The 13,983-nt window shown below is 52.7% G+C and carries 11 protein-coding genes; 3 read left to right on the top strand and 8 right to left on the bottom strand.

Translation table 11 applies throughout. From position 1 onward, the window contains the following. The first annotated feature begins 65 nt into the window (after nt 1–65). On the top strand, nt 66–1,064 hold the full coding sequence (fba, locus tag HMPREF9081_RS06500) for a class II fructose-1,6-bisphosphate aldolase (protein WP_006306312.1): 999 nt from the start codon (nt 66–68) through the stop codon (nt 1,062–1,064). A gap of 320 nt (nt 1,065–1,384) precedes the next feature. Here the strand turns inward: fba and HMPREF9081_RS06495 are convergent, their stop codons facing one another. Both HMPREF9081_RS06495 and HMPREF9081_RS13850 read right to left on the bottom strand, forming a co-directional pair. Next, nucleotides 1,385–2,122, bottom strand: coding sequence for a UTRA domain-containing protein (locus HMPREF9081_RS06495; protein ID WP_040394690.1), 738 nt, complete (start codon nt 2,120–2,122; stop codon nt 1,385–1,387). Between the two features lie 200 nt (nt 2,123–2,322). Next, nucleotides 2,323–2,661 (bottom strand): hypothetical protein, encoded by a 339-nt coding sequence (locus HMPREF9081_RS13850; RefSeq protein WP_154647295.1) that lies wholly within the window; start codon nt 2,659–2,661, stop codon nt 2,323–2,325. On the opposite strand from HMPREF9081_RS13850, the gene HMPREF9081_RS06490 reads away from it, so the two are divergent. Both HMPREF9081_RS06490 and treC read left to right on the top strand, forming a co-directional pair. Continuing rightward, complete coding sequence (locus HMPREF9081_RS06490; RefSeq protein WP_154647294.1) at nt 2,552–3,700, top strand: glucose PTS transporter subunit IIA; 1,149 nt, start codon at nt 2,552–2,554, stop codon at nt 3,698–3,700. The genes HMPREF9081_RS13850 and HMPREF9081_RS06490 overlap by 110 nt on opposite strands. Nucleotides 3,701–3,773: 73 nt before the next feature. Continuing rightward, the gene (gene treC, locus HMPREF9081_RS06485) at nt 3,774–5,432 is read left to right on the top strand and encodes an alpha,alpha-phosphotrehalase (protein ID WP_040395517.1); all 1,659 of its coding nucleotides are present in this window, start codon (nt 3,774–3,776) and stop codon (nt 5,430–5,432) included. Between the two features lie 145 nt (nt 5,433–5,577). Here the strand turns inward: treC and HMPREF9081_RS06480 are convergent, their stop codons facing one another. From HMPREF9081_RS06480 to HMPREF9081_RS06460, 6 genes are all read right to left on the bottom strand, one after another. After that, nucleotides 5,578–8,769, bottom strand: a complete 3,192-nt coding sequence (locus HMPREF9081_RS06480) for an efflux RND transporter permease subunit (RefSeq protein ID WP_006306306.1) — start codon at nt 8,767–8,769, stop codon at nt 5,578–5,580. Between the two features lie 12 nt (nt 8,770–8,781). After that, nucleotides 8,782–9,912 carry an efflux RND transporter periplasmic adaptor subunit gene (locus HMPREF9081_RS06475; RefSeq protein ID WP_425358246.1) on the bottom strand — a complete coding sequence of 377 codons (1,131 nt, stop codon included), beginning with the start codon at nt 9,910–9,912 and terminating at the stop codon, nt 8,782–8,784. A 248-nt stretch (nt 9,913–10,160) separates the two neighbouring features. Beyond that, nucleotides 10,161–10,298, bottom strand: a complete 138-nt coding sequence (locus HMPREF9081_RS14810; protein ID WP_218916823.1) for a putative dsRNA-binding protein — start codon at nt 10,296–10,298, stop codon at nt 10,161–10,163. Next, nucleotides 10,291–11,124 carry a class II aldolase gene (locus tag HMPREF9081_RS06470; protein ID WP_006306303.1) on the bottom strand — a complete coding sequence of 278 codons (834 nt, stop codon included), beginning with the start codon at nt 11,122–11,124 and terminating at the stop codon, nt 10,291–10,293. The genes HMPREF9081_RS14810 and HMPREF9081_RS06470 overlap by 8 nt, the downstream gene beginning before the upstream one ends. Continuing rightward, nucleotides 11,121–12,605 carry an FGGY-family carbohydrate kinase gene (locus HMPREF9081_RS06465; RefSeq protein WP_006306302.1) on the bottom strand — a complete coding sequence of 495 codons (1,485 nt, stop codon included), beginning with the start codon at nt 12,603–12,605 and terminating at the stop codon, nt 11,121–11,123. The genes HMPREF9081_RS06470 and HMPREF9081_RS06465 overlap by 4 nt, the downstream gene beginning before the upstream one ends. 2 nt (nt 12,606–12,607) lie before the next feature. Then, complete coding sequence (locus HMPREF9081_RS06460) at nt 12,608–13,978, bottom strand: PTS galactitol transporter subunit IIC (RefSeq protein WP_006306301.1); 1,371 nt, start codon at nt 13,976–13,978, stop codon at nt 12,608–12,610. Between the last annotated feature and the right edge of the window lie 5 nt (nt 13,979–13,983).

The following is a 13,983-nucleotide window of genomic DNA, read 5'->3' as shown; positions in this document are numbered from 1 at the left end:
GTAAATAAACTATGCTATAATAAAAGCGTTCGTGGGATAGTTTTAACTTAATAGGGGGTAATCATATGCCACTTGTCGGAACAAAGGAAATGTTTAAGAAAGCCTATGAGGGCGGATATGCCATCGGCGCTTTCAACGTCAACAACATGGAGATCGTTCAGGGCATTACAGATGCTGCCGGCGAACTCAAGTCCCCTCTTATCCTGCAGGTTTCTGCAGGTGCACGCAAGTATGCGCGCCATGAGTATCTTGTTCATCTCGTCAAGGCAGCTCTTGAGATCAACAACATTCCCATCGCTCTGCACCTCGATCACGGTGCAGACTTCGACATCTGCAAATCCTGCATTGACGGTGGCTTCACGTCCGTCATGATCGACGGTTCCCATCTGCCGTATGCCGAGAATGTCGCGCTTGCAAAGCGCGTTGCCGAGTATGCACACGCACATGGCGTTGTCGTTGAGGCAGAGCTTGGACAGCTTGCAGGCATTGAAGACGATGTCAACGTCTCCGCAGAGAATGCATCCTATACGAAACCCGAGGAAGTGCAGGACTTCGTCGAGAAAACGGGCGTCGACTCCCTCGCCATTGCGATCGGTACATCGCACGGTGCGTTCAAGTTCACGCCGGATCAGTGCACGCGCAATGCGGATGGTGTTCTCGTACCGCCCCCGCTTCGCTTCGACATTCTCGAGGAGATCGAAAAACGCATCCCAGGCTTCCCCATCGTCCTTCACGGTGCTTCCTCCGTCATTCCGAAGTATGTGAAGATCATCAACGAGAACGGCGGTCATATGCCCGATGCGGTCGGCATTCCCGAGGATCAGCTGCGCCGCGCGGCAAAGTCCTCCGTCTGCAAGATCAACATCGACTCCGACCTGCGTCTCGCAATGACGGCAGGCATTCGCGAGCACTTCAAGAAGGAGCCGTCTCACTTCGATCCGCGTCAGTATCTGACCGACGGCCGCAGCTACATCAAGGAGCTCGTCACCCACAAGATCAAAGAGGTGCTCGGCTCTGACGGCAAGGCTCCTGAAGTTCAGGCGCTCATCGACCAGAGCAAGTAATTCCTCATTGAACTAAGAAATACGATATGACCTTATTTCGTATACTGCACGGAATAAGGTCATATTTCTATCTGGCGAATTGTCAAATCAAGTGCAAAATCAAGGCTTCTTGGCATACCTCAGGTGTAGAAACGCAATGCGATCCGAGAAGACCCGCACCTTTCAGAAAAAGACTGCCGTATCGCAAAAAAACTTCGCAAAATGGCATCACAAAGAAACATGCAGGAACGGGTCGGGGCAGAAAATTTGTAAATTTTGTGCCTGTAAATAAGGTCGAATTCAGTCATTCGTAATTGATCAGCGTTTCTTTAGTTTACCACTTACTTCACCTGCCGTGATCTTCTCCTGACAGCCGTGTCCTCAAAGCAAAAATACTCCGGATGATGGCGGGACTGCGTGTACTCGAACTGTATGCCCTCGGCATTGTACGTTCTCCCACTGACCACGGCCAAACAGTTGTAGTCCCCCATTTCCAGCCAGTGCATATCCAAATCGGCAGCATACTCCACCGTCATGCGGCGGCGGCTGGTAACGATGACCATGCCCAGATCGTTTTCTATGTAGTCATAGATGGAGCGGGAAGCAATTTCCGGGGTGAGATCGGGCACTGCCTCACGCAAAAACAGATTGATATCCAGAATCAAGGCTTTTCCATCCAGATAGCGGATGCGGCGCACATCATAGATGTCGCTGCCCAAGGGAAGCCCTGTTTTTTGTGAAGTTTTTTCATCCACAACGCCCTCGGCGAAATGAATGACGCGGGTAACCGCCTGAAAGTGATTGCGGGCAGCGGCTTCACGGAAGGATTCAATGCCGCCGATCATAAACTCGTTTTGCTCCGTCGGCTGATATATCACCCGCATCCTCCGCCCCTGCCCGGCCTGGATATAGCCCTGCTCGATGAGACGAGCCAGGGCGCGGCGCAGCGTGGCGCGAGAGCAGCCGTACGCCTCCGTCAGTTCGTTCTCAGAGGGAAACACCGCTTCGGCGGGATAGATGTTTCCCTCTATTTTTTGTTTCAAGTCCTTGTAGATGATCTCAAACTTGGCTGCCGGCATCCTACTCATCCTTTCTTGTCTATACATCTTAGTATAAATAATGCAGGCAAAAAGGTAAAGCACGAATCAGCGATTTTTATGATGAAAAATTGGCACTATGATAAAAGTTACGGACAAAAGAAAATGCAGTACTCCTAAGCAAACCCTAGTGGAGCAAGCGGCGTAGAGTGTGCGACCCGCCCCCTGCGGATTTTAATCGTTCAAGCGCAGCGCGTTTGGAATCCGCAGGTATTTAGGCGGACGAGCACACGTCCGCTTGCGTAACGAGGGTTCTGCGTGGAGTACGCATCGCGAATCCGTAACAGTTGCCATAGTCCCAAAATTTTATTCAAAACGTTATTTTCCCTTGACTTGTATAGATAAGGCGGAACCAGAACATCTTGCAGCGGGCAGCGGCCATCACCGCAGAGATTTTCGCACCGCTCATTCCTGCGATCATCACCGGGGGACTTATCCTCGGTTTCCGCAACTGCATCGATCAGCTTTACCTGTTCGAGAACAGTCGGTTCGGCGATTTCCAGCGTCGTGTTCAGCGGCATCACCGGCTCCTTCCGCGAGGTGTTCGGCGCCATCTTCGGCTTCATCTATGCGCCGCTCGTTATCACCGGTCTGCATCACATGACCAACGCCATTGACTTGCAGCTGATCGCCGACTATCACGGCACCATGCTGTGGCCGATGATCGCCCTATCCAACATCGCCCAAGGCAGTGCCGTACTGGGCATGATGTACCTGCAGCGGGGCAATGCCTCCGCGCAGGAAGTCAATGTCCCCGCATGGGTTTCATGCTATCTGGGCGTGACGGAGCCGGCGATTTTCGGTGTCAACCTCAAGTACTTCTTCCCCTTTATCTGCGGCATGACCGGCTCGGCCTGCGCCGCTGTCCTCTGCGTCTCCACGGGCACCACGGCGAACGCCATCGGCGTGGGTGGCATCCCCGGCATTCTCTCCATGCAGCCCCAGACCATGCCCACGTTTGCAATGGCGATGATGGTCGCCATTGCAGTGCCCTTTGTCCTGACGGTTATTGTGGGCAAAAAGAAGGGCATCGACAAGCAGGCACAGCCCGAAGCAGCAGAGACCGTCGCTGCAGAGGAGAATGTGACAGTGAACGCAATGGAAAGCGAGCATGACTTCACGGCGTTCCTGGACGGGGAGGTAATTTCTCTCAAAGAAGTGGGCGACGGCGTTTTCTCAGAAGGCATTGTCGGCGAGGGACTGGCAATCCGCCCCGTCAGCGAAACGCTCTGCGCCCCGGTCTCCGGCAAAATCATGATGCTGATGGAGGATTCCCGCCATGCGGTGGGCATGACGCTCTCGAACGGCGTGGAGATTCTGCTCCATGTGGGCATTGATACGGTAGATATGCAGGGCGACGGCTTCTCATATCTCGTGCATACGGGGGATGAGGTCAAAGCCGGAACGCCGCTGCTCACCTTCAGCCGCGAGAAAATCAGGGCTGCGGGTCATCCCGATGTGACCATCTGTGTCATCACCAACAAAAACGGCGTGGAGACCTTTGCCTTCCACACGGGTATGATCGGCAAAACCGGAGAAACGGTGATCGCATCGTTTTGAGCAAACAAAAAGCAGGAGCATCGTCAAACGCATGACGATGCCCCCGCCTCTGATGTACGGAGAGGAAAACACGATGGCAGACTTCAAGAACAAAGTGGTTTATCAGATTTACCCGAAGTCCTTCAAGGACTCCAACGGGGACGGTATGGGGGATCTGCGGGGCGTTGCAGAAAAACTGGATTATTTAGCGGATATGGGCGTGGACTACCGTTGGCTTACCCCCTTTTTCGTCTCGCCGCAAAAGGACAACGGTTATGATGTAGCCGATTATCTGGACATCGACCCTCACTTCGGCACCATGGCGGATTTTGATGCACTGGTGCAGGCCGCCGATGCCAAGGGGCTTAAAATCATGCTGGACATGGTGCTGTGCCACACGTCCGACCAGCACGCGTGGTTTCAGCGGGCACTGGCCGGCGATGAAAAATACCAACGCTACTATATCCTGCGTGACGGCCGCAATAAAAAAAGCGCGGACGATCCGGGCGAGCCGCCGACCAACTGGCAGTGCGCTTTCGGCGGCAGCGCGTGGCAGTGGGAGCCGCGCCTGCGCAAATGGTATCTGCATTTGCACGATGTAAGTCAGCCGGATTTGGATTGGACGAATCAAAACGTGCGGGAAGAACTCGCCAATGTGGTGCGGTTTTGGAAGGAGCGGGGCGTGGCCGGATTCCGCTTTGATGTCATCAACCTCATCGCCAAACCGGAGGTTTTTGCAGATGATACCAAGGGACTGGGACGGCGGCTTTTTGCCGACGGGCCGCATATTCACGAATATCTGCGGGAACTTGTGCAAAACGCCGGCATTGACGATATGATGACGGTTGGTGAGATGGCGTCCACGGATCTGGAAAACTGTATCCACTACACCCGCCCTGCCAATCACGAGCTATCCATGGCGTTCAACTTTCATCACCTGAAGGTAGATTACAAGGACGGGGACAAGTGGGCGTTGATGGAGCCGGACATGGCTCAGCTTAAACAGCTCTTCTCTGCATGGCAGACGGGCATGGCCGAGGCGGGCGGCTGGAATGCGCTCTTTTGGTGCAACCATGACCAGCCCCGCATCGTCTCCCGCATGGGGGATGAGGAAACGTACCGCGTGGAATCTGCCAAAATGCTCGCGGCCTGCATTCACCTGATGCGCGGCACGCCCTACATTTATCAAGGGGAAGAATTGGGCATGACCAATGCTTGCTACACCTCCATCGAAGATTATCGGGACGTGGAAAGCCTGAACTGCTATCGCACCCTTTTGGAGCAGGGCGTAGCGGAGGCGGATGCCTTGAAGATTCTGGCCGCCCGCTCCCGTGACAATGGTCGCACTCCGATGCAGTGGTCTGCCCAGCAATACGCAGGCTTTTCCACGAAAAAGCCATGGATTCCTCTGGCGAAAAACTATCCCGCGATCAATGTGGAAGCGGCGCAAAAGGACGAAAACTCCATTCTGGCGTTTTATAAGCTCCTGATCAAATTGCGCCATGAAATGCCCATCATTGCGGAGGGGGATATTCGATTGATCGAGGAGGACAATCCCAACGTGATCGCCTATGAGCGCACATGGCAAGGGGAACGGCTGACGGTGTTCTGCAATTTCCGCCCCACGTCCGTTCGGCTGCGCCATGCTTTTCTGCAGGACTTTGCAGACGCGCAAAAACTCCTCGGCAACTACCCCAGTATGGAGGAATGTCTCAGGCCGTATGAAGTTTTGGCCTTTTATCGCCAGACGTGATCCTGTTCCAATATTTCGTCGTAGTAGCCGTCAATTCTGATAGCAAAAAAACGGGGGGTACATATCCCCCGTTTTTTGCTCGCTGCGCGCCCCCTTCCTCCGTCTCGGATGGAGATATCCTTTTGATATGCGAAGTTTGAGTGAGTTACATATAATCATCCGCCGTGCGCGTCTTTGCCTTTTTGCCAATTCCAAACATACGCGTGATGCGGTCCACAATGACATAGAACACGGGAATGAGGAAGATGCCGAGGACGGTGGCAAAGAGCATGCCGCCGACGACGGCGACGCCCATGCCGTTACGCGCCGCAGCGCCCGCGCCGGATGCCATGCAGAGAGGCAGACAGCCGATGATGAACGCGAACGAGGTCATAAGGATCGGTCTGAGACGCAGCCCCGCCGCCTGAATCGCCGCTTTGAGGGGATCCATGCCGCGGTCAACGCGCACCTTGGCAAACTCGACAATCAGGATCGCGTTCTTTGCCGCAAGACCGATGACCATGATGACGCCGATCTGCATATAGACGCTGTTCTGATAGCCCGCTGCCGGAATGCCGATCATGCCGAAGATCGTCGCGAGGATGTACTCGGAGAAGAGTGCCCCGAAGATGCCCGTCGGCACGGTAAAGAGAACGGCGAACGGTACGCTCCAGCTCTCATAGAGTGCCGCAAGGCAGAGGAAGACGAATACAAGGCAGAGTGCAAGCACCTGCATGGTCGAATCCGCCGACTTCTGCTCCTCCCGGCTCTGCCCCGACCACTCGATGCTGAATCCGGAGCCTGTGTGCTTCTGGACAATCTCGGTGATGGCTTTCATCGCATCGCCCGAGCTGTAGCCTGTCCCTGCACTGCCTTGGATCTGGATGGAACGCGCACCGTTGAAACGGCTGATCTGCGTCGGTCCCGTTGTGAGTTTCGGCTTGAGGAGGGTATCAAGCGGCACCATGCCGCCCTGCGAGTTCTTGACAAAGACAAACTTCGCTGCCTCTGCCTCGGTGCGATAGGTCACGTCGGACTGCAGCACGACCTTGTAGGTGCGCCCAAACTGGTTGAAGTCATTGACCTCATAGCCGCCGAAGTTGACCTGCAGTGCCGTAAATACATCCGAGAGCTGAACGCCGAGGTTCTTGACCTTTTCGCGGTCGATCTCATACTGATAGCTCGGTGCGTTGATCTTAAACGTCGTCCGCACGCCCCGCAGCTCGGGGCGTGTATTCGCCTCGGCAAGAATCGCATTCACGATGTCGTTGAGCTCGGTATCGGAGTGACCGGTCATGTCCTGCAGCTGCAGCGACCAGCCGCCGACATTGCCGAGACCCGGCAGCGCGGGCGGATTGATGGCGATGACGAGTGCCTCGGGCGCCTCCATTGCGCCGGCGCGGAACATGGTGCCGACCGCAGCGGCAACGGACTCAGCCAGTCCTGCACGCTGCGACCAGTCCTTCATGCCGACAAAGACGACCGCGCCATTGGAGTTCGCACCGCCCGCGAGGATGTCAAAGCCGTTGATGGACATGACGGCGCTCTGCCCCTTGATCTCACGCTGTGCCGCCTGCTGGATCTTGTCCACGGTCTTCTGCGTCTGGTTCGTGGACGTACCCGACGGCAGCTGAATCGCGACCAGCAGATAGCCCTGATCTTCCTCGGGGACAAACGTGGTCGGCAGATTCCGATAGATGATCGCCGTGAGCCCGCAGACGATGAGGAGGAAGATAAATGCAACCCTCGCCTTGCGGATAAACTTGCTGACGATGCCGACATAGCCCTTGCGCGTCGCATCAAACCAGTTGTTGAAGCGGTCAAAGAAGCGGTCGAGAACGCTCTTTGTCCCATTCTCTTTCTTAGGTTTGAGCATGAGCGCACAGAGCGCGGGCGTCAGCGACAATGCGACGAAGGCAGAAATCGCCATTGAGATTGCAATCGTGAGCGCAAACTGCTTATAGAGCACGCCCATCATACCGCCGAGGAAGGCAACGGGGACAAAGACCGCCGCAAGCACGAAGGCAATCGCGACAACAGGACCCTGCACCTCCGACATCGCACGCTCCGTTGCATCAATCGGCGTGAGCCCGCTCGCCATGTGGTGCTCGACGTTCTCGATGACGACGATTGCGTCGTCGACGACGAGACCGATCGCAAGCACCATTGCAAAGAGGGTCAGCGTATTGATGGAAAAATCCAGCAGAACGAACGCGCCGAATGTACCGATGAGGGACACGGGCACGGCGAGCAGCGGGATGAGTGTCGCGCGCCAGCTCTGCAAAAAGAGGAAGATGACGAGCACGACGAGCAGCAGTGCCTCAAGGAAGGTATGCACAACCTCCTTGATGGACGCATTGATGTAGTCCGTGCTGTCAAAGACCGACTTCATCTTGAGTCCGGGCGGGAAGGTCTTTTGCGCCTCCTCGAGGATCTTGCGCACCTCGGCAAGCGTAATCATCGCGTTCGCGTCGGAGGTCAGCTGAATACCAAAGCCGACGGCGGGGTAGCCGTTAAATTTCGCAACAATACTATTTTGACGCTGCCCCGTCTCAATGCGTGCGACATCCTTCAGACGGACAAACGTACCGTCCTTACCCGAGGCGATGATGACGTTGCCGAACTCCTCAGGGGTCGTAAGTCTCCCCTGCACCTTGCCCGTGAACTGCTTTTCCTGCCCGTTCTGCGTCGGCATACCGCCAACGGTTCCGGCAGGTGCCTGTACGTTCTGCTCGTTGATTGCCCGTGTAATGTCCGCAACAGTCAGTCCAAGCTCCGCGAGGCGGTCGGGGTTCATCCAGACGCGCATCGCATAGTCCGCACCGAATACCTGCACCTCGCCCACGCCGCTGACGCGCTTGATTGCATCGAGGAAGTAGAGCGTTGCATAGTTCTTCATGAAGGCGCGGTCATACGTGCCGTCCTCGGAGTAGAGTGAGACGAAGTACGCCATCTGTCCCGAGGATTTGCGCGTCGTAACGCCCGCCGCCTGCACAGAGGACGGCAGGCTGGCATTTGCGCCCGCCGCATTGTTCTGCACCTTGACGGCATCCATATCGCCGTCCGTGCCGACATCGAACGTAACAGAGAGGCTGTAACGCCCCGTATCATCAGAGGTGGAGCTCATGTAGTCCATCCCCTGCGTACCGTTGATCTGCTCCTCGATGACCTGCGCCACCGTTTCATTGACGACAGCGGCACTCGCACCGACATAGTTCGCCGAGACAGCAACCGTCGGCGGAGAGATCTGCGGGTACTGTGCGATCGGCAGGGAGAATCCTGCAATCGTACCGATGATGACGATCATCACCGCAATGACAATCGCAAAGATCGGCCGATGAATAAAAAACTTTGCCAAAGGATCTCCTCCTTACTGCGCAGGCGTAAGCTCACGCGTATTGAACATGGAGGAATCCTCCTCAAGCGAGAATCCCATCTCGTTCGCCGTCACCATTGTCACCGCAAGATCGCCACCCTCCTGAAGGGTCGTGAGCCCTTCGACCACGACGATGTCCGAGGTATCAAGTCCGTCCTTGACCACATAATAGCTGCCGATCTTATCGCCAAGCGTGATGGTGCGGGCAACCGCCTTGTTGTCCGGTCCTACGAGCATGACAAAGGACTTGCCGAGAAGCTGCTGCACGGCGCGCTCCGGAACGAGGATCGCGTTCGGCAGCGTGTCGCCAATGAGACTGACGCGCGCAAACATTCCGGGCAGGAGCAGCCCGTCCGGATTGTCAAAGAGTGCCTTGACCGTGAGTGTGCCCGTCTGCTGTGCAAGCGCACGGTCGGAGGTTACGATGTGCCCGATGATCGGATACTTCGAACCGTTCGAGAGTGTCAGCTCCACGACAACAGAGCCGATACCGCCCGTCTTTGCCGCCTGTTCGACAAAGTTCAGATACTCGTTCTCCGAGAGGCTGAACTGGGCAAAGATCGGGTTCGATGTACCCATCGAGACGAGCGTCGTCGTACCCGCCGAGACAAACGTGCCCATTGCCACATCATCCACGGAGAGCTGCCCGGACATCGGCGCATAGATCACCGTGTCGTCAAGATTTTCCTGCGCCTGACGCACAAGTGCTGCATTCGCTGCTACAGCCGCCTCGTAGGCATTCACCTGTGCCTGCTGCGTCGAGAGCGTCTGCTCTGAGATCGCCGCACTCGCATAGAGCTGCTGGTAGCGGCCGAGATCCATACGCGCGTTGTTCAGCGTCGCCTCGGACTGGGCAAGAACCGCCTGTGCCTGAAGGAGAGCACTCTCATACTGGCGGGAATCAATGCGATAGAGCGGCTGCCCCGCCGAAACAAACTGTCCGCCCACAATGTATTTCTCAACAATATTGCCGGAGACACGGGATCGGATCTGCACCTCGTCCGTGCCCATAATCTGCCCCGCATAGACATGTGTGAGCGGCGTATCCTGACGCAGAACATTCATCGCCTTGACTGCCGTCGGACGCGCGCCGCCTGCCTGCTTATTGCCGCAACCGCTCAGCATCGCAGCGAGCACAAAGACCACAACGACCAAAACGCCCAGACTTCTTCTGCTTTCAAACAAATAAAAAACCTCCTCTTTCCCATTCCCCACAAATGTTGATTTCAACCATATTTATGAAGAAGGGCAGGTATCCGCATGGGACTCCCTGCCATAACAGAATCATATTATCGAAGCACGCCGAAAAAGTCAAGAATTGATGTGTACTCCAACGGAAAGTTTAATTGAAATTTAAGATGTTACGAATGCACTTACCCTCCCTTGATACGACTGAGTGCATCAGCCGCCGCATGCTTCTCCGCCTCTTTCTTGCTGCGTCCTGTTCTCTCTTCAACAAAAAACTCGCTGCATAATTTACAGCGAGCTACAGTTATATCTTTTCTATCCATTAATTTTCTGAACAAGATTCTCAGCTACATGGGCAACTTCGTCCACAGCTTGTAAACTAATCGAGATAATCTGATTTTCTTTATGGTTTTTTTCGTAAGCTTTTCCATACGTAGCAACAAAAACTCGACGAAGATCCGCACCATAGTTGATTTTAATAAGATTATATTTGCGTGCTTCATGAATAATATCGAAAGGAATACCTGATCCACCATGAAGTACAAGCGGTACGGGGCTTATTTCCGCAATCTTTTTCAAAAGAGGCAAATCGATATGAGGTACTGCGTCGATTCCATGGACATTTCCCACTGCAACCGCAAGGGTGTCACATCCTGTCCTCTCGACAAAATCTGCGACCATATTGGGATCCGTTTTCGCATCAGCTTCGCTGACCAAATCATCTTCCTTCCCGCCAATAGAACCCAGCTCAGCTTCCACGGGAAGATTATAGAAATGACAGTATTCCACAGCACGCCGCACTTCAGCAATATTTTCCTCAAAAGGCAAATGAGAAGCATCTATCATAATGGAGGTGAATCCGGCCTTAACACAAGCACATACATCTTCATAGGATTTCCCATGATCAAGATGTAGACCAATCGGTGTATCATTATTTTCCTGTGCGCGGCGCGTTAAATATGCAATCGTATCAGGATCGGACAGGCGGAGATTATTGGATGAAATCTGAACATATCCCGGTAGTTTTGCTGCATTCAAGCCTTTGACAATGGCAAATGTCATCTCCATATTTGTCGTATTAAATGCAGGAAGAACAAGTTTCCTGCGCTGTGCATATGACATCAAGTCAAAGCCATTTATCAGTTTCATTTGAAGCCTCCTATACTATGTTCCATCATTATTTTTCTTTCATATAGTTCCATATAGGCTGTATACAGGCGATTGAGCTTCTCCGCATATTCTGCATTCGGATGTACGGCACGCACCGACATTGGCACACGCTTGGCAAGCGATGGATATGCATAGACAAGAGCACCATAAGAGACCGCCTCATCAACCTCTGTCACAAATATGGTTTGGTTCAATGCATCCGCTTTGAGTTGAAGCCAAAGATCATTTTTGGTCGCAGGACCAATAACTTTAATAGAGGAAACGGCATTATCTTTCCCGATAAATGTATCATACAGATGCCGTAGCTCCATACAAACACCTTGCGCAACAGCATAAAAGAAATCTTTTATGCTTGTATTCGCTGTCAATCCATAAAGCATCCCGCGCGCATGAATGTTTTTATCCGGACTCCCGCTGCCGACGAGGTGTGGAATAAAGAGAAGTTCTTGTGCACTCTGCATCTTCCCTGCACGATAATCCTCCAACAGATCCATATAAACTTGATCTGCCTCTTTTTGACTAAGCCGAAACATCTTACGAGCCCATTCATAAGAGAGGCCTGCTGCCGGAAGGGAGCCATATAGTGTAAATTTTTCAGGAAAAACAAACCGTCCTCCTGCAAGTTTAGCCGAACGCTCGCACTCTCCCATCGGATATGCAGAGGAGATTCGCAAGAACCCTTCCGTTGTGCCTGTCGAATTAAGCAGCTCGCCTTCTTTTAGTCCAACGGCAAGAGAACCAACCATGTGGTCATGTCCGACCACTGAAACTCGCGTGTTTTCGTCAAGACCTAGTCTTCGAGCCATGGAAAGCTCAATCACGTGGGCAACATCTCCTCCATAAGCAAGAGGCGGAAAAATACTCCGAGGCACACCATACAACATAATGAGCTCTTCAGACCACTCTCCACGACGCAAATCAAACGCCATTGTTCGACTCGCCATCGTGCTTACAGTCTGACGAATACCCGTAAGTAAAAAAGAAATATAATCCGGCAAATTGAGCCAGGTCAGTCCTTCTTCCCATGCAATATGGCAATGTTGTTCCAACCATTTAATTTTAGCAATGCTGTAATTACTGTGCGGTGGCAATCCTGTAATCTCTTGAATTCTCTGCCAATCTGTGAAAGAAAGGCTATCGATATATTCTTTCCCTCGGCTATCATTCCATGCAAGCATAGGGCCCATAAGAGCCCCTGCTGCATCTACAATAACGCCCATCTCTCCGACACTAGCAATAAGAATATGCTCTATATGCCAGCAACCGGCCATTGCGAGATTTTTGATTTCATCCGTGATATTCTGAAATAACAGTGCACTGTCAAAATCAACTTCATCACGAATAATAATCTTCGGTGTGCGAAAACTCCTTTTGCTGCAAAGTTCAGCTGTGGATGTATCGAACAGAAGAATCTTCGTATTCGTTGTTCCTACATCGATAACGACCGCTGCTGCCTGCACAATCAGTCGCTCCCCTCCGCATATACAACATTCTTCGTCATACGATACACACCGTAGACAACAACTGCAATAACCGGAATGAAGGCCAGCGCCATCACATCTCCATCAAAAATCTTCAGCACCCAGAAGCGGAATGGATTCCCACCGTCGAGGAAACTCGATACCATTCCTGTCGATCCGGCAGGCATCTGGAAATTGACATCTGCAGCCATCTGCGTAACAAATCCGGCAATATTGGTTGCCACAAACAAATCTGCTATGATACAGGGAATTGCAATGATTACTGCCCGGAAAACATTTCCTTTTGTCGCAAGCACAATCATAGAGGCGAATACTGCGAGGTTTGCAAGATCACCAAGGGGCAAAACACCATTGCCAGGCAGTACGAAAGCAAGGATAACGGCAATCGGCGTAAGAAGAAGTGCCGTGGAAATAATCGCCGGATTTCCGATCGCAACAGCAATATCAAGACCAATGTAAAGATCTTCACGCCCCGGATAACGTTTTTTAAGGAAGCCCTTAATAGCGTCAGACAGCGGCAACAATCCTTCCATAAGGATACGTACCATGCGAGGCAGTATAAACATAACCGCACCGATATTAATCCCAAGAGAAAGGATGCCTTTCAGATCATACTGCGCAATGACACCGACAAGAACGCCTAGAATAATCCCAATCATCATGGGTTCACCAAAAAGCCCAAAGCGTTTCTGAATGGTAGCCGGATCGATAGAGATTTTATTAATGACAGGAATTTTCTCAATGATAAGATTACCCAACAAACCAATGGGAAAAAACACCGCGGAAGAAAGTGTCGGAAGAGAAATTCCCTCAAGGTCAAAATAACGCTGCAACATGGGGGCACTCCAATCCGCAAGCTTTAGAATGACCACTGCAATAATTCCCGCAGCAAGAAGTCCCAGCCAAAAGCTCCCCGTGCTGTAATAGACGAGTGTCCCACCAAGAGCAAAATGCCAATAATTCCACATATCAACATCTACCGTTTTGGTAAGACGCAATGCCAACATCACAATGTTAATGAGAATCGTCAGGGGGATAACAAATGCTGCAATCGGTCCTCCCCATGTAATCGCAGCAAGTGGCGGCCACCCTAGATCGGTCACAGGCAAATTAACGCCACTATTGATAACCATTGCTTGAGCAGCAGGACCTATACTGGACGTCAAAATTCCAAAGATAGCATAAATGCCGACAAATCCAATACCTACAGTCAATGCTGAACGCACCGCCTTAGCGAGAGGAACTTGGAAAACAAGTGCGAAAAAGAACAATACAACCGGCAGCATCACCGTCGGTCCCATGCCCAAAATAAATTGGACAATCTCCAAGAGTGTGTTTCCAAATGCTTCCACGATTC

The organism is Centipeda periodontii DSM 2778, assembly GCF_000213975.1.
Taxonomy (GTDB): Bacteria; Bacillota; Negativicutes; order Selenomonadales; family Selenomonadaceae; genus Centipeda; species Centipeda periodontii.
This window is presented reverse-complemented; position numbering and strand designations above follow the sequence as displayed.